Raw genomic sequence first — 17,027 nt, 5'->3', positions numbered from 1 at the left:
GGAGCGCGCGTCCATGGCAAGCCCGCCCTGCGTCGCAGGGCCATCAAGTTCAGGTCTTCGGATCGGTGTCCTCGGTCGGAGTTTCCGCGGGGGTCTCCGCCGGGGCTTCAGCCGGTGCGTCCATCGGAGCCGCAGCGCCCTCGCCGCCCACTGGCGGGCCATAGCGGTTTTCCTGCGGATCAGACTTCAGAATAGCGTTGGCGCCGAACACCACGATCAAACCGACAACCAGCGACGAGATCGCATTGGGCAAGGCCAGCTCCTGCGCCAACTGCGCCTGAGCCTGCATCATCTGGGAGAAGCCGGTGACATCTTCCATGGCCTGCATCATGTCGCCCGCGAACATCATGGTGACGACCTGGCCGACAATCATGCTGAGAATGAACCAGACCAGCACGATCAACACCAGGAACCAGCCGGATTTGCCGTTATCATGCAAGCGTTTGCGCCACAGCACGACCCACGGATAAATCAAGGCCAAACCAACCAAAGTCTGCACGCCCATCAGAGCTGCGTTGCCGGTCAGTGACAGCAGGGCCATCACGAAACCGATCCCCAGCAGCACCAAGGCGCCGGTCTGGAACTGGCTTGGATTGATGCGCCCGTTCGGCGCAAAAAGAACACTCATCAAACTCATGGGACGCCCTCCGTCTCTTCCCCTTGCCGGTCAGCCCTGATGGCCGACCGTCGTCCATATCAATCTTTGGATTCGCCCAAATCTGCATCCGTCCGCGCATCCGCCGGCGCGGCCGGTTCAACCGGCGCTGCAGTCGCATCAATCACCGGGGCCGGACCGTAAGCGTTGGCGCCTGCGTCGCTTTTCAGAACCCCCACCCAGATCGTGTAGGCGACCCAGACAAGCGTGCTGAGCAGGAAAAAGACGCTGGCCATGCCGCCGCCGGCGATCAACGCGCCCATATTGACATCGCCCTCGCCCGCCATTGCCGCGATGAACACACCCCCCAGCATGATCGAGCCGATCACCCCCAGCAGAATTGAGACGCCCCAAGGCACGGCATGCAACCAGGCGCTGTTGCCCGCATCATGCAAGCGCTTGCCATAAACCGCGACACCGACCCAAAGCAGAGCCAGCCAGATGAGCGTGCCGAGAAACGGGATCCACGTCAGCAGCAGATTGCCGCCGAAAATGATCGCAACGCCAATCCAGAACTCTTTCTGGCCAATTCGGCCGTTCGGATTGAACAGCAGATTTCCAATATCCATGATGTCCCCAGGCTTTGATGTAGAGAAGCGCGTAAACGCAGCGTTCGCTGTTCGGCGACTCGCGTCAAGAGAAACCGGATCAGCCCTCAGCGGGCGGCGCCCCGGCTGAACGGGTAGCGGCTTGGGCGTACACAGTCTGACGCGGCGCAGGCCCATACACATTATCGTCCTGATCCGAGCTCAGAACACCCACCCAGATCGTGTACACCACCCAGGTCAGCGCAGAGAGCGACCAGAAGAGCAGCAGGCCGCCCGCCGCCAGCAAGCCGCCACTGACCAGCTGGGCCGTGGCTTTCGGAGACAAATCACCCGATTCCAACATCTCCCAGCCCCCCGGCGTGCCAATCATGTCCAGGACAGGCACGAGCGCGGCGCCGCCTGCGGCCACAACGCCAAATCCCATCAAAGACAGTGAAATAACCCAGGGAATAAGATGAATCCAGCCGGTCTTTCCCGCATCATGCAACCGCTTGGCGGACACGACAGCGCCGACATAGATCAGGCCGATCCAGAAGATGGCCCCGATCACCGGCAAGGGCGCGAGAAACACATTGCCAAGAACCACGATCAGCACGCCCAGCCAGTACTCATTCTGGGTGCTGCGACCGTTGGGGCTGAACAGGGTATGACCGAGATTCATCCAAGACTCCGTTTCTTTACGGGCTCAGTGTGCCTGCGCCGGACGTCTGACGTCAAATGAAGTCTGGGTAAGTTATCGGGCAAGCAGACTGGCAAACAAAACGCTGCAGCCATAAAGACTGCAGCGTTCTGAAACGGCCTGTATGAAAACTTTAGTCAAACTCGATCAAGAGCTCATCAGCGGCGACTGAAGCGCCCGCGTCGCAGTTGACCGACTTGATGACGCCATCGAGTTCCGCGCGCAGCACGTTCTCCATTTTCATGGCCTCGACCACCATCAGCGCTTCACCCGCCTTGACCTCCTGGCCCGCCTCAACCGCAATGGAGACCACAAGGCCCGGCATCGGGCTGGTGATCAGCTTGGCGGTGTCCACCGGCTCTTTTTCCGGCAGACGCGCGTGAAGTTCGGCGATGCGCGGCGTGCACACCAGCGCATCGGCCTGATAGCCGCGATGGCGCAGCTTGTAGCCTTCGGTGCGGTCAGCGACGAAGACCGCGAAATCCTGACCGTCCAGCGTGCCTTCAAACATGTGGTCGCCCGGCTTCCAGCTGGTGGTCAGAACCACCGGTTCCGCGATCAGGCCCGGCGCCCAAAGCTCGGCGCCCGCCTCATCCAGCTCCATCGCCCCTTCAGGGATGCGCAGCTCCACCGGGAAACGCTGATCATTCAAGATCACCACCCATTCATGGGCGAGACCCTCTTCAGGCAGCGGGGTGATCCGGCCCGAGACGCGCGCTGCGCGCTCCACAAAAACGGTGTGGATGAAGGCTGCGGTGGCGCACAGGCTCTTGAGCTGGAACTCGGTCGGCGCGGTGCCGTTGAAGCCTTCGGGAAAGTGCTCGTCGATATAGCCGGTATGGATGCGGCCGCTTTTGAAGTCCGGCTCGTCCAGCACGGCGGACAGGAAAGGCGCATTGGACTGCAGACCGTCCACATACAAGCGGTCAAGGGTTTCTGACAAAGCGTCAATGGCCGCGTCCCGATTGTCGCCATAGCCGATGACCTTGGCGATCATCGGGTCATAGAACATCGAGATTTCATCGCCCTCGCGCACGCCGGAATCAATGCGCAGCGCGCCGTGTCCGATCGGGCCTTCCAGCGGCTCGACATAGTGCTTGAGCCGGCCGATCGACGGCAGGAAGCCGCGATAAGGGTCTTCGGCGTAAAGACGCGCTTCCACCGCCCAGCCCTTGATCTGCATGTCGGACTGCTTGAAGCCGAGCTTTTCACCGGCGGCGACGCGGATCATCTGCTCCACAAGGTCGATCTCATGGGTCAGCTCGGTGACCGGATGCTCCACCTGAAGGCGGGTGTTCATTTCCAGGAAGTAGAAATTGCGATCCGGGTCGACGATGAACTCCACCGTGCCGGCGCTGTCATAATCCACCGCTTTGGACAGGGCGACAGCCTGATCGCCCATTTTCTTGCGGGTTTCGGGATCGAGGAAGGGCGACGGGGCTTCTTCCAGCACTTTCTGGTTACGACGCTGGACCGAGCATTCGCGCTCATTGAGGTGCACCACATTGCCATGCTTGTCGCCCAGCACCTGGATCTCGATATGGCGCGGCTTCTCGACAAATTTCTCGATCAGGATGCGATCATCGCCGAACGAGGATTTCGCTTCGTTCCGGGCGGCCTGGAAGCCTTCGCGCACTTCTGATTCAGAGCGGGCGATGCGCATGCCCTTGCCGCCGCCGCCGGCTGACGCCTTGATCATCACCGGATAGCCGATATCACCCGCCACTTCGACGGCCTGCTGGTCGTCTTCGATCTCGCCTTTGAAGCCGGGCACGGTGCTGACGCCGGCCTCGGCGGCCAGTTTCTTGGATTCCAGCTTGTCGCCCATGGCCGAGATGGCGTGCGGGTTCGGGCCGATCCAGGCGATGTTCTTCTCCGCCAGCGCTTTGGGGAAGTTCGCGTTTTCAGACAGGAAGCCGAAACCGGGATGCACCGCGTCCGCGCCGGTGTCCAGGCAGGCCTGAATGATCTTGTCCATGACGAGATAGGATTCGCCCGGCGCGGGCGGCCCGATGAACACAGCCTCATCCGCCATCTCCACCGCCAGCGTATCCGCATCCGCTTCGGAATAGACCGCCACGGTGGGAATGCCCAACCGCTTGCAGGTCTTGATGACGCGCACAGCAATTTCGCCGCGGTTGGCGATGAGGATCTTGTTGAACATGCCCGGTCCTGTCGAACTTTCTGAAATGTGCGGATGGTTTAGCGCGCTGCGGAGCACGGGGGCAAGTCGGACGAGATGCTAGCGGTTGCGATCCGCCTCGTCCGTATGGCTCGCCTTGCGGGTTTCAAACAATTCCGCCTCGTCTTCCCGGCGGTCCAGCCAGCGAAACTCCACCGAGCGCAACCGGCTGACCACTTGCAGCAGAAAGGCCGTCGACCAGCCCAGCAGCAGGAAGCCGTTCGCGCTTTCAATCCCCGCCAGAACCCGCCAGCCCGGCTCCAGCACGATGTCGCCATAGCCCACGGTGGTGAAGGTTGAGGTTGAGAAATACAAAGCTTCCTCAAAGGTATCGATCACACCGCCCAATCGATACAGCGCGGCGTACACAAGGATCTGGACGGCGTGCAGTAAGAACAGGCCCTGCACGACGCCCAGGATCAGCGCCATCTGCCACCAGGCGGAGCTCACATGATTGGAATGCCCCTCCCGCCAGCGCATCACTGCGATCAAGGCTACAAGGCCGCCCAGGTGAATAGACGTGGTCAGCACCACCATCCCCGTCGCCAGGGCGAGAAAAGAAAACAAGTCCATGCGTCCTCTCACTGACCAATGTCACAAGGCCGAGCGGCCGGCGCATCATCGGCTGGCGCGCCTATCTGACATGATAGGCTTGAGCCCCATCGCGCTGCAAAACTGTTCGAAGCGCTTCCAGGCCCGCTCGACGATCAGGTCCTCGGTCTCCGGTCGCGCCGTAATCAGCAAACCGTCCTCACGGCGCGACAAGTTGAAAGACTTCAGCAGTTTCGCAGTCCGCCCCGACAAGGCGGCGCCAAAGCGCAATCCCAGCCCCACCCGCACCGCCGCGGCGCGCTGCTCTTCGGTGAGCAGATGGCTGGAGACACACTCATCCGTGCGGACGGTCTTGCCTTCATAACGGTGGTGCAGGCAGAGCGCGAGAAACGCACGCTCGTCATGGCTCAACCCGCCAATGGGCGCATAGAGGACTTGGGTGAAGGCCAGGTCGCCTCGGTGATCCGGATGCAGGCGCGCGCCGATATCGCACAAACGCGCCGCCGCCGCGCGCAAGCGTTGATCGCGGATGTCGGAAAACGCGGCGGGTGCGCCTTTGAAGGCGGGCTCCAGCCAATCCGCAAGCGCCAGGCCGAATGCGGGCTCAGGTGACGCGGAATGAGCCATCGCCTCCGCACCGCTCAACAGCGGATCCCCCTCCTGCACAAGGCTCAGATCGCTGACGCACACCACGCCCTCGCGCAAGCCATTGGCGGAAAAGACCACGCGAGAAAACTCGCCCGCTTTTATCACCCGATCCAGCAGCATGGCGGCATAGGGCAAACTGGCCGCCCGTTTGGCGGCCACGCCCGGAACGGAAGCCAGCGAGCTTTCGCTCTGGCTCATGGCGAAATCGACGGCCTTGCGCACCTGTTCGGGCGTCATTTCGTACTCATGCAGCAGGCGCAGCGGATAATTGCGCAAGGTCATGGACAGGTTGGCGAAGGACCGCCAGGCGCCGCCCACGGCGTAAAACGTGTCGCCCTCATCCTTCAAAAGTTTGCTGGCCTTCGCCAACTGCTCGTCCACATGATCGCGCAGGTCCGCCGCCTTGTGACTGGCCGCATTCACGGCAAGCGGCCCCAAAGGCAGCGAAACAGCAGAAAGCGTATTGCGCCCCTCAAGCCCTGTCAGCTCCAGGCTGGACCCGCCCAGATCGCCTGTGACGCCCCACGCATCACCCACACCCGCCAGCACGCCCAGCGCGGAATAGCGTCCCTCTTCCTCACCACTGAGAACGTCAATCACCAGGCCGGTCTCGTCGCGTACTCGCTGGACGAAGTCGGGACCGTCCACGCATTCGCGCACCGCCGCGGTCGCCACAGCGCCCCGCGTCGTGACGCCCTTGGCGTCGAGCAATTGGGTGAAGCGTTTGAGCGTACGCAGGGCGGCCTCGACACCTTCAGGGTTCAGGCGCCCTGTCTCAGCCGCGCCGCCGCCGAGCCCGGCCATCGTCTTCTCGTTGAAGACCGGCCAGAGCATCCGCCCTTCAACCCGATATTGCACCATGCGCACCGAGTTCGAGCCCACATCAATGACCGCGACGTCGCGACCCTTGAGCTGAGGCTCGGCGCTGCCGAAGCCGAAAATGTCACGTACGCCCATCAGTCGCGCGGACCCACATGGGGAAAGGCGGGCGGCTGATCGCGCTTGAGCGCTTCACCCCGGCCCGACAGGGACGGATTGGTCATGAAATACGCATGCGCCGAGAACGGCTCGTCCACGCCATCCGTATCAAAGCGCGTATAGGAGCCGTCGGCGTTCATATACCAACTCTGCGTTTCATCATTGAGATTGGCGACCATGATCTGATCGAGCACTTGCCGGTGCACGGTCGGGTTCTCGATCGGACACAGGGTTTCGATCCGCCGGTCCAGATTGCGCGGCATCCAGTCGGCCGACGAGATATAGATCTCCGCCTGCGGGCTGGGCATGGGCGCGCCATTGGCGAAACAGGCGATGCGCGAATGCTCCAGAAAGCGCCCGACAATGGACTTGACGCGAATATTCTCTGACAGGCCCGGCACGCCCGGCTTCAAACAGCAAATGCCGCGCATGATCAACTCGCACCTGACCCCGGCCTGGCTCGCTTCATAGAGCTTGTCGATGACGCGCGGATGGACCAGCGAATTCATTTTCGCCCAGACGCCGGCGGGTTTGCCCGCCTTGGCGTTCTCGATCTCGCGGTCGATCTTCTCGCAGATGAATTCGAGCATGTTGATCGGGCTGATCACCAGCTTTTCAAGCGCCGCCGGACGAGCGTAACCGGTGACATAGTTGAAGATCCGGCCCGCATCCCGGCCAAAGGCGGGATCGGCGGTGAACAGCGACAGATCGGTATAGATGCGCGCCGTGATCGGATGGTAATTGCCCGTGCCGAAATGCGCGTAGCTGCGCAGGTCCGCGCCTTCGCGGCGCACCACCAATGAAATCTTGGCGTGGGTCTTGTACTCGATAAAGCCGTAGACGACCTGCACGCCGGCGCGCTCCAGATCGCGCGCCCAGCGCAGATTGGCTTCCTCATCAAAGCGGGCCTTCAGCTCGACCAGCGCCGTGACGTTCTTGCCTGCTTCCGCCGCCTCGATCAGCGCGGCGATGATGGGCGAGTCCTTGGAAGTGCGGTAAAGCGTCTGCTTGATGGTGATGACATCGGGGTCACGCGCCGCCTGGCGCAGAAATTCCACCACCACGTCAAAACTTTCATAGGGGTGGTGAACAATCAGGTCTTTCGCCCGGATCGCCGCAAACACATCCCCGCCATGATCCTTGATGCGCTCAGGAAAGCGCGGCTCATAGGGATCAAACTTCAGCTCGGGCCGCTCGTCAGGAATCATCTGGCTGAGCTGCGCCATGCCCAAAAGGCCGTCCACCAGCTGCACATCCTGTTTTTCCGCATGCAATTGCTGGGTGATGAAGCGTCGCAGTTCTTCAGGCATGCCCGCTTCGATTTTCAGGCGCACCAGCACCCCGCGGCGGCGCTGCTTCAAGAGCGCTTCAAACTCGCGCACCAGATCTTCGGCTTCTTCCTCGATCTCGATATCGCTGTCGCGGATAATCCGGAACGCGCCCTTGCCCACAAGATCAAAGCCGGGGAAAAGCGCGTCCATGAACAGAATCAGGATGGTTTCAAGCGCGATGAAGCGTTTGACCGGCCGCCCCTGCTCATCCACACGCTCGGTAGGAATCTCGATAAAGCGTTTCACACCGGCCGGCATGGGCAGAAGCGCATTCATGATCCGGCCGTCGCGTTGCCGCTTGAGCTTGAGCATCAGCGCGAAGCCGAGATTGGGAATGAACGGGAACGGGTGCGCGGGATCAATCGCCAGCGGCGTGATCACCGGAAGCGTATGCGCCAGAAAATCATCACGCAGCCATTCGCGCTCTTTCGCTGTCAGGTTCTTTTCGTCCACCAGCTCCACGCCCTGCTCCGCCAGAAGGTCTTGGAGTTCTCGCCAGGTGTCTTGCTGAGCGGACATCAGCGCCGTGGCGGCGTCATTGATCTGGTCGAGCTGCTGGCCGGGCGTGCAGCCATCCATGCCGGGACGGTCCATGCCGTTGCGCAGCTGGGCGCGCAGACCGGCCACGCGCACCATGTAGAACTCATCAAGGTTGCTGGCCGAGATCGACAGGAAGCGCAGGCGCTCGAGCACCGGATGACGCGGATTGCGCGCCTCCTCAATGACCCGCCAGTTAAACTGAAGCCAGGACAGCTCGCGATTGAGGAACCGGTCCGGAGAGGCCATCGCCCCCTCCGCATCAGTTCCGGATCTGGAGGATGAAGGCGCGGCGTCGGTCATCTCAAGGCTCCAAACAGGCGAAGGGCGCGTCGGGTCAACTGGATAGGACTGACAGCCCCTCGCGCGCAAGTGTGCGTGTGACCGGGCCTTTGCGCGCCAGCGCTTCACGGTCGAGCCAGGCCGTCAGACGCCGGGCGTAATCCACAGATCGTTCCATGCGATCAAGGAGATACTCCAAAACGCCTGGTGAGAGCGGCGTGCGTTTGTCACGGAAAAGTTTTTCCATCACCTGACGCAGCAAGGCGTCGTCGGGCTCATGCAGCACCGCCGTTTCCGTCGCAATCATGCGAGAGGCCAGATCAGGCAGCGAGACAGGCCATTCCGCCGGGGCCTTGCCCGCAGTCATCAACACCGTCACGCCCGCATCGCCTGCGGCCCGGTTCAACAGGTGAAACAGGGCGTTTTCATCCACGCCTTTATCGCAATCCTCAACCAGCACCGCGGCGCCGCGCCCGACGCTCTTCAGGCCTTTGGTCAGATCAGAGGCGTCAAGCCGCATGGCGCGCGTCCGCGCGGTCCACATATGAGACAAATGAGTCTTGCCGCTGCCCGCCGGTCCCACCAGCAAGAGATGGCCTTGCCGCCAGCGCGGCCAGCGATTGACGAGCGCCAGGGCGGCGGCGTTGGCTTCGCTGACCGCAAAGGCTTCGGCCCGATAGTCGGGCTCAAGCACAAGATCGAGCGCGAGTTGTCCTGGCTTCATTAGCGGCTGCGTACCGTCCAACCCAGAGCTTCATCCTCAGCCAGAACCGCGCCGCGGGCGCTCAGTTCGGCCATGACTTGTTCGCGCGCGCCCCGATGGGTGATCGTCATCGCAGCGCCCGTGCGCGAAATGGCGTCCAGGCGCGCATTCTGAATCAGAGACGCGCCGGTCACCGCCTGTTGCAGCTCTCGCCATTCGGCCAGATTGTCAAAAAGAATGCTCAGATCAAGCTCGGCCACACTCGTATCGCGCACCACGCTGGCGCGTTTCCAGTCCTGCTCACGTCGTTCCACAATGGCGCGCGCCGCGTCTTCAAACCCGCCGGCCAGGCTGACCGGGGATACGGTCTCGCGCTGCAAGCCGCCCTCGCCGTCAAAGCTGACGATCACGCCGCCGGCGCGCACTGACCCTGGCTCCTGACGCGCAACCAGCACCATGGCCCGCTCAAGGCCCATCCCATCAAGCACGGCACGCAGCGCGCTCGCATTCAGCGACACCACGGCGTCCGCTGAAATCGCATCGTCCTCGACCGCGAGAACCGGAGTCAGCGCATGCTCGAAACCGTTGTTTCGCCAGACATCCAGCCAGTCGCCGCCCAGCACTCGCGCCCCTGAGTTCAGCTCTGTCACCGGAATGACGGCCATGGGCGCCGCTTGGGATTCAACAAACGGCACGCCCAGTCCGGACAGATAGCGGCGCACGGCGCGCGGATCGAAATCGAGACTCAGAACACCGCGATACCGGGTCGCCGAGCGTTGCTCGTCAGAGATCTGCAGCCCCGCGATCAATCTGGCCGCCTCATCTGCCGTGATGACAGGCAGGCCTGATTCCATTCGGTCTTCAGGCAAGGTCAGACGCTCGATCAGCCTCAGGGCGCCTTGGGTCTGGCCCTCTTCGAGCGCTGTGCGTTGGGCGTCGTAGGCCGTGTCAGCGCGCGCATCAATCGCCACGCCGTCAATGGTGAAGGGGCTGTCCGCCAAGGCCGAGGCGCTCATCACGCCAGCCGCCAGCCCCGCGAAAGCCCATTGCATTGCTTGCCTGATCGCTTGCATGGTGATCCCCTGATGCGTCATCTCTGACCGCGACTATACGCGGATGCGCGCTGCGGTGAAGCCTGTTGCGGCGCCCCGCCCTCTCGCACTTTTGACAATTGCACGCTATGCACGCCTGAACTGACGATATGGCCAAGGGAGCCGCACGTGTCACACTCCGACCCGAGCCCGAAATCCGGACTGACCTACGCTGACGCCGGCGTCAGCATTGATGCAGGCGACGCCCTGGTTCAGGCCATCAAGCCATTGGCCAAATCCACCGCTCGTCCCGGCGCAGACACCGGGCTTGGCGGCTTTGGCGGCGCGTTTGATCTAAAGGCCGCAGGCTTTAACGATCCCGTTCTGGTCTCCGGCACGGACGGGGTGGGCACCAAGCTCAAGCTCGCCATCAGCTCGGGCATCGTTAACACGGTCGGTATTGATCTCGTCGCCATGTGCGTCAACGACATCCTGGCCCAGGGCGCCGAGCCTTTGTACTTCCTCGATTATTTCGCCACCGGCAAGCTCGACCCCAGTCGCGGCGCGGCCGTGGTTGAAGGCATCGCCGAAGGCTGTCGCCAATCGGGCTGCGCGCTCATCGGCGGTGAAACCGCTGAAATGCCGGGCATGTATACGGGCGAGGATTTTGATCTGGCCGGCTTTGTGGTCGGCGCCGCCGAACGCGGCGCGCTCTTGCCGCGTCACGATCTGATGAAAGCGGGCGACGCGCTGATCGGCCTCGCCTCCTCCGGTCCGCATTCAAACGGCTATTCGCTGATCCGCCGGATCATCGACCATGCCGGTCTCGATTTTGACAGCGAGGCGCCTTTCGCGCCGGGGCGCAAGCTGGCCGAAGCCCTGCTCGAGCCGACCCGCATCTATGTCAAAGCGCTGATGCCCTTGATCCGCGACGGCCGCATCAAGGGGCTGGCGCACATCACAGGCGGCGGGATCACTGAAAACACCCCCCGCATGCTGCCGGGCCATCTGACGTTTGACGTGGATTATGACAGCTTTGAGCGCCCTGCCGTGTTCAAATGGCTGGCGGAAGCCGGCGATGTGGCCGAGAGCGAAATGCGCCGGACGTTTAATTGCGGCGTCGGCATGATCCTGGCGGTCGAGGCCAGCGAGGCGCACTCGGTTTGCGAGGCGTTAAACGCGGCAGGCGAGAACGCCAGCCTCATTGGCGCGTTGAAGGCGAGCTAGACCATGGCGAAAACCAAAGTCGGCGTTTTGATCTCCGGGCGGGGATCAAACCTTCAGGCCTTGCTCGACGCGGCCCAGGATCCAGACTTCCCCGCAGAAGTCGTGCTTGTCCTGTCCAACAAGGCCGGCGCCCAAGGGCTGGAGCGCGCGCGCAAGGTGGATGTGCCCACAGGCTTTATCGACCACACGCTATACGAAGACCGCGAGGACTTTGAAAAAGACCTCGACGCCAAGCTGCGCGAAGCGGGCGTGCAGATCGTGTGCCTCGCAGGCTTCATGCGCATTCTCACGTCCTGGTTCGTCGAGAAATGGCGCGACCGGATGCTCAACATCCACCCCTCCTTGCTGCCCGCCTTCAAGGGCGTCCACACCCATGAACGCGCTTTGGAACAAGGCGTGCGGGTCCATGGGTGCACCGTGCATTTCGTGCGCGCGGAGATGGATGACGGTCCGATCATTGGTCAGGCGGTGGTGCCAGTCCTGGCGGGCGACACGCCCGAGGCCTTGTCCGCGCGGGTTCTGGAAGCAGAACACAAGCTTTACCCCGCCTGCCTGAAACTGGTGGCGGACGGCAAGGCGCGCGTCTCGGCTGAAGCCGTGCGAATCGCCGAGGGCAGCGAGCCCGACAGCGAAACTGTTTTGATCAATCCTGCGGTCTAGCTCACCCTCACGCATGGCCGTGACAGGAGACAGAACCCATGAGCGAGGCGCCTCAAGACGCACTCTCGGAAACCGTATACTCGGCGCTCTATGACGATGATGAAGCGCGGGTGTGCAAGGATGTGCCCGAAAGCGCCTGTCGGCATCAGCCGCGCAACTGGGTCTTCTCCACCCTGTCTCTGAGCCTGACCAAGACCGGCGATGCGCTGGTCGACCCCAAGCTTACACTCACCTGGTTGCTCGGCGCGCTCGGCGCTCCCGCCTTTCTGGTGGGATTGCTGGCGCCGGTGCGCGAAGCGGGCGCGCTGCTGCCTCAACTCTTTATCGCTACCGCCATTCGCCAGCGCGAACGGCGCAAATATGTCTGGGCGGCGGGCTCTCTGGGTCAGGCGCTGGCGTTAGTGATCATGGGCGTGATCGCGCTGACGCTTGACGGCGCGCTGGCGGGCTGGCTCCTGATCGCCATGGTCGGCGTTTTCGCCGTCGCGCGCAGCCTGTGCTCGGTCAGCCATAAGGATGTGCTGGGCAAGACCGTATCGAAAACCCGCCGCGGCGCGGTCAGCGGTTTCGCCACAACGGTCTCAGGGCTGGTCGCGCTGGCCTTCGGGGCGGTTCTGGTGGTCTCGCCCGACACCGGCGCGCCCGTGATCGCAGGCCTCCTGTTTCTCGGCGCCGGGCTTTGGGTGAGCGCGGCCTTTGTCTATCTGCAGCTCGCTGAAGCGCCCGGCTCGACCGAGGGCGGCGCCAACGCCTTCCCCGAGGCGATCAAACAGATCCGCCTTCTGTGGACCGATCGCGACTTTGGTCAGTTCGTGGCGGCGCGCACCTTGATGATCGCCACCTCCATCGCGCCGCCTTTCCTGGTCTCCGCCGCCCAGAACCGGACCGGCGCCGAGCTCGCAGGCCTGGGCGGATTTCTGATGGCGTCCGCCAGCGCCGGCTTTGTCAGCGGCTGGGCCTGGGGGCGACTGGCGGATAAATCCAGCCGCTGGGTGCTGACGGCGGGCGGGCTGGCGGGCGCTGCAGCGTGCCTTGCAAGCGGGGCGAGCCTTCTGATGGATGCCCCCTGGTCGGAACTGATGATCTTCCATGCGGGCGTTCTGTTCGTGCTCGCTTTCGGGCATCAGGGCGTGCGGCTCGGGCGCTCCACCTATCTGGTGGACCTCGCTGACGCGGACACCCGCGCCAGCTATACCGCCGTCTCCAACACCGTGATCGGCGTCTTGTTGCTGGTCTACGGCCTGATCATGGGCGGGCTCTATCAGCTGAGCGGGCCGTGGGTCATGATCGGACTGGCGGCCAGCGCCCTCGCTGGCGCGCTTCTCGCTGTTTCTCTCAAACCTGTCTCGGGCTGACATGCGCATCAATGACGATCTCAGCATTGATGAAGGCCTGATCACCGAACGCTTCGTGCGGTCATCCGGGCCCGGCGGCCAGCATGTGAACAAGACCGAAAGCGCGGTGCAGCTGCGCTTTGACGTCAGCGCCAGCGCCCTGCCCGCCGCGATCAAGCAACGCCTGGTGCGCCTGGCCGGCACGCGGATGACCCAGGATGGCGTGCTGATCTTGCATGTGGAAGATCACCGCTCTCAGGAGCGCAATCGCGCGGAAGCCCGCACCCGCCTCAAGCGCCTGATCGAACAGGCGAGCCGCAAGCCCAAACCGCGCATCAAATCCCGCCCCTCGCTCAGCTCGATCAAGCGCCAGAAAGACAAGAAAGCGAAAAAGAGCCAGACCAAGGCGATGCGCCAGAAGCCGCGTCCGGATTAGACTGCCGCGCCTGCGGCTTCATGCTCCATACAGATGCGGTCCGTGTCATCCTTGGCGATCGCAAGCTTCAGCAGATCGCAAAAATCAGGCTGTCCAGACTGAAAATGCCGACATGTGTGGCAAACGCCGAAGGGCGTGCCCCCGCGGCGTTTGATCATTTGATCCAGCAGGCGCTCCAACCCTTGAGACAGAGCGTCACAATCCCTTTTCCCAAGGGCGCCAAGCGCATCATCCAGCGCATTCAACGGGTCACGCGACAGCGCATCGACCCCGTCAGTCGTCAGATTCAGACAGATCCCACGCGCGTCACCGGCACGCTCCTGCCTGGACAGAAGCCGCTTGCGCTCAAGCGCCATCAAGGTTTGCGACACCGTCCCCTTGGTCAGCCCCAGAAAAGCGGTCACGCCCTTGGGACTTCTGGAGACCGAATTGGCGCGCGCCAGATACCTGAGCACCTCCCAATGGACAGGTTTGAGGGATTCAGCGTGCGCTTCGTTGTGCACCAATCGCGCCAGCCGCTCGATGCGTTCGGATAAGTCTGAGCTCATGCCTTATTGGTATCGACTAAAAACTTCTCTTGCAAGTCCGGAGAAATCCGCCTAACAAATTTGTATCGAGTCGATACCAAAGGAGATCCATCATGCGTATGCCACTCGTGCTCGGCCTGGCGCATGCGTTCAGCCCTGCCGCCCTGGCCCATCCGGTTCACAGCCCGACTGACGACACCATCAATCCCGCTTTCGACATTATCCATGCCGAGGCCAGCACCAATGGGCGATTGGTGACCTTCGCCATGGAGGTTGCGGGTCAGGCCGGGGCGGAGAAGCCGCAAGCTGTTGGGCGATTGCAGGGCGCGGGCGTCGCCGCCTATGTCTGGCCCACCAGCCTTGATCCCTCTTCCGTCGGGTTCGAAGCCGAATCCGGCATACTGGCGCTCGCCATCACAGCCCATCCTGATTTTGACGATACGCCCCTGTTTGATGAAAACGGCGATGGCGATCCGTCCAATGACGGCGCGGATTGGCATTCCCACTGGGTCGTCCTGTCAGAAGAGCCCCTGTGCGGAGCCGGCCTGAAAGTGCGCGATGTGTCACCAGGTCAGGATGTGCTGCCCCCGACCGCGCCTTATCTGCCCATCGCGCTGGACAGTCCCGGCATGAGCCCGGTTCTGGATGGATCGACGGCGCGCATCACTGTGCCGGTAGCAGGTGCGGACCGTGTCGCATTCGACGCAGTCACGGCTGAATTGACCGTAAATCCTGAGGGTGATGTGCCGCTGCTGTGCGTCACAGGCGTCCATGACATCGCCTCAGGCGACCTGTCCCTGCCCGGTATCATCATGGGTGAGCCCCGCTGACACCTCACGCCGTGATCGCATCGCGTGCGGCGCCATAGCCGGCGCGGTGCGATCACCTTTTTTCTGAGAGCTCGACATGAACCCCAGACCCGCACCCGACTTTCACGTCACACGCTGGCTGAATACGCCCTCCGCGCCAGAGCTTCTGACCTTGAAGGGGCGCGTGGTGATGATCCTCGCCTTTCAGATGCTCTGTCCCGGATGCGCGGTACAGGCCTTGCCGCAAGCCCGCCGGGTTCGGACGTTGTTCAAGGAAGAGGATCTGATGGTGTTAGGGCTTCATACCGTTTTTGAGCATCATGAAGCCCAAGGCCCTGAAGCGGCCTTGAAAGCTTTCCTGCATGAACACCGCATCGACTTTCCGGTGGGGATTGACGCCCCTGGCGACAACGCCGCCGCACTCCCCCTGACCATGCAACACTATCGCATGCAGGGAACGCCCACGCTCATTCTGCTCGACAGGCTGGGCCATATCCGCAAGCACCGTTTCGGACACACGGAAGACCTGCTCCTGGGCGCTGAAATCATGAGCCTGATCCAGGAGCCCCCGCAGCACGATTAAGCCCTGCAGCGCCCGCCGCCCACAGCTTCCAGCTCCCGGCAGAGCGCGTTGGCGCCGGCCTCGTCTCCGCCTGCGCGCAAAACCGCAGCGAGGCCGGTGACGGCTTCGGCGTTCAGAGGGTCCAGCGCCAGGACGCGGCGATACCACAGCTCGGCCTGTTGCGGCTCACCGGCTTCGGCCCGCAAACGCGCGACCGACAGGCCCACCGCGCTGTGCCAGGGCCGGATCGCCACCGGGTTGTCGGCGTAATCGCGCGACATGGCCTCAAAACTGCGCGCCAGAAGCTCCGCCTGCCGCTCGGGATGACCCGTCAGCTCTTCAAGCTCTGACAGGTTGATCATCGCGCCCCAGTTTTCAGGGTCGATCACCAGCGCCCGGTCATAGGCGCGGCGTGCGGCGTCAAAGTCTGATTGCGCCGCCTTGATCAGACCCAGCGCCCGCCAGGCGCGGGCATGGCCGGGGTCAAGCTCGGTCGCTTCTTGCGCCAGCGCTTCAGCGCGCAAGAGCGCCGCTTGCGCGCGCGGCGTCTCCATTTCGCCCGACTGCAGCGCGTCTGTCAGCGTGCTGCGGTTCGCTTCGCCCTCAAGCCCCCAGCGGATCACCCGCTGGGTCAGAGCGTTCGCCTGCCCCGCCAGCGCCGCCGCATTGCCCGGATCTTGCGCCAGCACACGCTCATAAAGCCGCAAGGCCGCTTCATTGTCCGAGCGCGTATACTGGGCGTAAAATCCGTCCGCGCGATCAAGCAGCGCCAAGGTCTCATCGTTCGTCTGGATCGAAGGCTCAGCGCGGGACGCCTCCCCGCCCCGCGACAGCACGCTCGCCCCGACCAGAATGAGTATCAACACCGCCGCTGACGCCGCCAGAACCGGCGCGCCCAGTTTGCCGAGGGGCGTCCGGGGCGTGTCGTTCACGGGCTCGACCGTTTCAAGCAGGCGATAGCCGCGCCGGGAGACCGTCTGCACATAGCGCGGAGATTTCGCGTCATCGCCCAGCGCCTGACGCAGCTTCCACACCGTCCGAGAGAGCGCGTCTTCATTGACGCTGGCGCCCGGCCAGAGCGCGCGGGCGATCTCATCCTTGGAGCGCACCGCGCCTTGCGCCTCGGCCAGAAAGACCAGCAGGTCCATCACCTGCGGCTCCAGCTCCACGACGCCTTCAGGCCCGCTGAGCTGATTGAGCACTGGGTCAACTCGCCAGAGGCCCATCTGGAACGCGGTTTCAGCTCTCATTTCAGTCCCGGCGAGGTTAAAGGAGGAAAGGTCAGACAATCAGGAAGCGGGGGTCATGGCAATCTTGCTCCGGTCGATCTTGTGTGCATGAGCGTC

At 62.9% G+C, this 17,027-nt stretch carries 17 protein-coding genes; 6 read left to right on the top strand and 11 right to left on the bottom strand.

Going from position 1 to position 17,027, the window contains the following annotated elements; genetic code table 11:
- Positions 1-49: 49 nt before the first annotated feature.
- The 9 genes from ACQ66J_RS13140 to ACQ66J_RS13100 form a co-directional block, all read right to left on the bottom strand.
- Entirely contained in the window at positions 50-637 is a 588-nt protein-coding gene (locus tag ACQ66J_RS13140) for a DUF805 domain-containing protein (RefSeq protein WP_375549282.1), read from the bottom strand.
- A gap of 59 nt (positions 638-696) precedes the next feature.
- The gene (locus tag ACQ66J_RS13135; RefSeq protein WP_430431981.1) at positions 697-1,224 is read right to left on the bottom strand and encodes a DUF805 domain-containing protein; all 528 of its coding nucleotides are present in this window, start codon (positions 1,222-1,224) and stop codon (positions 697-699) included.
- A gap of 79 nt (positions 1,225-1,303) precedes the next feature.
- Positions 1,304-1,864: a DUF805 domain-containing protein gene (locus ACQ66J_RS13130; RefSeq protein ID WP_375549284.1), complete on the bottom strand. Its 561-nt coding sequence runs from the start codon at positions 1,862-1,864 to the stop codon at positions 1,304-1,306.
- Between the two features lie 151 nt (positions 1,865-2,015).
- Positions 2,016-4,046, bottom strand: a complete 2,031-nt coding sequence (locus ACQ66J_RS13125; protein WP_430431980.1) for an acetyl-CoA carboxylase biotin carboxylase subunit — start codon at positions 4,044-4,046, stop codon at positions 2,016-2,018.
- A 78-nt stretch (positions 4,047-4,124) separates the two neighbouring features.
- Positions 4,125-4,637, bottom strand: a complete 513-nt coding sequence (locus ACQ66J_RS13120) for a potassium channel family protein (RefSeq protein WP_430431979.1) — start codon at positions 4,635-4,637, stop codon at positions 4,125-4,127.
- Positions 4,638-4,682: 45 nt separating this feature from the next.
- Positions 4,683-6,221 (bottom strand): Ppx/GppA family phosphatase, encoded by a 1,539-nt coding sequence (locus tag ACQ66J_RS13115; RefSeq protein ID WP_430431978.1) that lies wholly within the window; start codon positions 6,219-6,221, stop codon positions 4,683-4,685.
- Positions 6,221-8,413 carry an RNA degradosome polyphosphate kinase gene (locus ACQ66J_RS13110; RefSeq protein ID WP_375549288.1) on the bottom strand — a complete coding sequence of 731 codons (2,193 nt, stop codon included), beginning with the start codon at positions 8,411-8,413 and terminating at the stop codon, positions 6,221-6,223. Before ACQ66J_RS13110 ends, ACQ66J_RS13115 begins: the two co-directional genes overlap by 1 nt.
- Positions 8,414-8,447: 34 nt before the next feature.
- Positions 8,448-9,116: an AAA family ATPase gene (locus tag ACQ66J_RS13105; RefSeq protein ID WP_430431977.1), complete on the bottom strand. Its 669-nt coding sequence runs from the start codon at positions 9,114-9,116 to the stop codon at positions 8,448-8,450.
- Positions 9,116-10,168, bottom strand: a complete 1,053-nt coding sequence (locus ACQ66J_RS13100; protein WP_430431976.1) for a DUF2066 domain-containing protein — start codon at positions 10,166-10,168, stop codon at positions 9,116-9,118. Before ACQ66J_RS13100 ends, ACQ66J_RS13105 begins: the two co-directional genes overlap by 1 nt.
- A gap of 147 nt (positions 10,169-10,315) precedes the next feature.
- On the opposite strand from ACQ66J_RS13100, the gene purM reads away from it, so the two are divergent.
- From purM to arfB, 4 genes are read left to right on the top strand one after another with little or no spacing between them, the layout of a single operon-like run.
- Positions 10,316-11,353 carry a phosphoribosylformylglycinamidine cyclo-ligase gene (purM, locus tag ACQ66J_RS13095; RefSeq protein WP_430431975.1) on the top strand — a complete coding sequence of 346 codons (1,038 nt, stop codon included), beginning with the start codon at positions 10,316-10,318 and terminating at the stop codon, positions 11,351-11,353.
- 3 nt (positions 11,354-11,356) lie between these two features.
- On the top strand, positions 11,357-12,013 hold the full coding sequence (gene purN / locus ACQ66J_RS13090; protein WP_430431974.1) for a phosphoribosylglycinamide formyltransferase: 657 nt from the start codon (positions 11,357-11,359) through the stop codon (positions 12,011-12,013).
- 38 nt (positions 12,014-12,051) lie between these two features.
- The gene (locus tag ACQ66J_RS13085; protein WP_430431973.1) at positions 12,052-13,368 is read left to right on the top strand and encodes an MFS transporter; all 1,317 of its coding nucleotides are present in this window, start codon (positions 12,052-12,054) and stop codon (positions 13,366-13,368) included.
- A 1-nt stretch (position 13,369) separates the two neighbouring features.
- Positions 13,370-13,783 carry an alternative ribosome rescue aminoacyl-tRNA hydrolase ArfB gene (gene arfB, locus ACQ66J_RS13080; protein ID WP_375549294.1) on the top strand — a complete coding sequence of 138 codons (414 nt, stop codon included), beginning with the start codon at positions 13,370-13,372 and terminating at the stop codon, positions 13,781-13,783.
- On the opposite strand, the gene ACQ66J_RS13075 is transcribed toward arfB, so the two are convergent.
- Positions 13,780-14,331 carry a MarR family winged helix-turn-helix transcriptional regulator gene (locus tag ACQ66J_RS13075; protein ID WP_430431972.1) on the bottom strand — a complete coding sequence of 184 codons (552 nt, stop codon included), beginning with the start codon at positions 14,329-14,331 and terminating at the stop codon, positions 13,780-13,782. The genes arfB and ACQ66J_RS13075 overlap by 4 nt on opposite strands.
- A gap of 98 nt (positions 14,332-14,429) precedes the next feature.
- Here ACQ66J_RS13075 and ACQ66J_RS13070 point away from each other — a divergent pair, with 98 nt between their 5' ends.
- Both ACQ66J_RS13070 and ACQ66J_RS13065 read left to right on the top strand, forming a co-directional pair.
- Positions 14,430-15,140, top strand: a complete 711-nt coding sequence (locus tag ACQ66J_RS13070) for a hypothetical protein (protein WP_430432256.1) — start codon at positions 14,430-14,432, stop codon at positions 15,138-15,140.
- A gap of 76 nt (positions 15,141-15,216) precedes the next feature.
- Entirely contained in the window at positions 15,217-15,702 is a 486-nt protein-coding gene (locus ACQ66J_RS13065; protein WP_430431971.1) for a peroxiredoxin family protein, read from the top strand.
- On the opposite strand, the gene ACQ66J_RS13060 is transcribed toward ACQ66J_RS13065, so the two are convergent.
- Positions 15,699-16,931, bottom strand: a complete 1,233-nt coding sequence (locus ACQ66J_RS13060; protein WP_430431970.1) for a winged helix-turn-helix domain-containing protein — start codon at positions 16,929-16,931, stop codon at positions 15,699-15,701. The two genes, ACQ66J_RS13065 and ACQ66J_RS13060, sit on opposite strands and share 4 nt — an antisense overlap.
- Between the last annotated feature and the right edge of the window lie 96 nt (positions 16,932-17,027).

The organism is Oceanicaulis sp., from assembly GCF_965284345.1.
Classification (GTDB): domain Bacteria; phylum Pseudomonadota; class Alphaproteobacteria; order Caulobacterales; family Maricaulaceae; genus Oceanicaulis; species Oceanicaulis alexandrii_A.
Note: the sequence above shows the minus strand (reverse complement) of the source record. Positions and strands in the feature narration are given on the sequence as shown.

Coding starts and splice junctions, on each gene's coding strand:
- ACQ66J_RS13130 (WP_375549284.1), bottom strand. CDS start 1,864: ATGAATCTCGGTCATACCCTGTTCAGCCCCAACGGTCGCAGCACCCAG.
- ACQ66J_RS13120 (WP_430431979.1), bottom strand. CDS start 4,637: ATGGACTTGTTTTCTTTTCTCGCCCTGGCGACGGGGATGGTGGTGCTG.
- ACQ66J_RS13065 (WP_430431971.1), top strand. CDS start 15,217: ATGAACCCCAGACCCGCACCCGACTTTCACGTCACACGCTGGCTGAAT.
- ACQ66J_RS13125 (WP_430431980.1), bottom strand. CDS start 4,046: ATGTTCAACAAGATCCTCATCGCCAACCGCGGCGAAATTGCTGTGCGC.
- ACQ66J_RS13110 (WP_375549288.1), bottom strand. CDS start 8,413: ATGACCGACGCCGCGCCTTCATCCTCCAGATCCGGAACTGATGCGGAG.
- ACQ66J_RS13115 (WP_430431978.1), bottom strand. CDS start 6,221: ATGGGCGTACGTGACATTTTCGGCTTCGGCAGCGCCGAGCCTCAGCTC.
- ACQ66J_RS13075 (WP_430431972.1), bottom strand. CDS start 14,331: ATGAGCTCAGACTTATCCGAACGCATCGAGCGGCTGGCGCGATTGGTG.
- ACQ66J_RS13085 (WP_430431973.1), top strand. CDS start 12,052: ATGAGCGAGGCGCCTCAAGACGCACTCTCGGAAACCGTATACTCGGCG.
- ACQ66J_RS13105 (WP_430431977.1), bottom strand. CDS start 9,116: ATGAAGCCAGGACAACTCGCGCTCGATCTTGTGCTTGAGCCCGACTAT.
- ACQ66J_RS13100 (WP_430431976.1), bottom strand. CDS start 10,168: ATGCAAGCGATCAGGCAAGCAATGCAATGGGCTTTCGCGGGGCTGGCG.
- purN (WP_430431974.1), top strand. CDS start 11,357: ATGGCGAAAACCAAAGTCGGCGTTTTGATCTCCGGGCGGGGATCAAAC.
- ACQ66J_RS13070 (WP_430432256.1), top strand. CDS start 14,430: ATGCCACTCGTGCTCGGCCTGGCGCATGCGTTCAGCCCTGCCGCCCTG.
- ACQ66J_RS13135 (WP_430431981.1), bottom strand. CDS start 1,224: ATGGATATTGGAAATCTGCTGTTCAATCCGAACGGCCGAATTGGCCAG.
- arfB (WP_375549294.1), top strand. CDS start 13,370: ATGCGCATCAATGACGATCTCAGCATTGATGAAGGCCTGATCACCGAA.
- ACQ66J_RS13060 (WP_430431970.1), bottom strand. CDS start 16,931: ATGAGAGCTGAAACCGCGTTCCAGATGGGCCTCTGGCGAGTTGACCCA.
- ACQ66J_RS13140 (WP_375549282.1), bottom strand. CDS start 637: ATGAGTTTGATGAGTGTTCTTTTTGCGCCGAACGGGCGCATCAATCCA.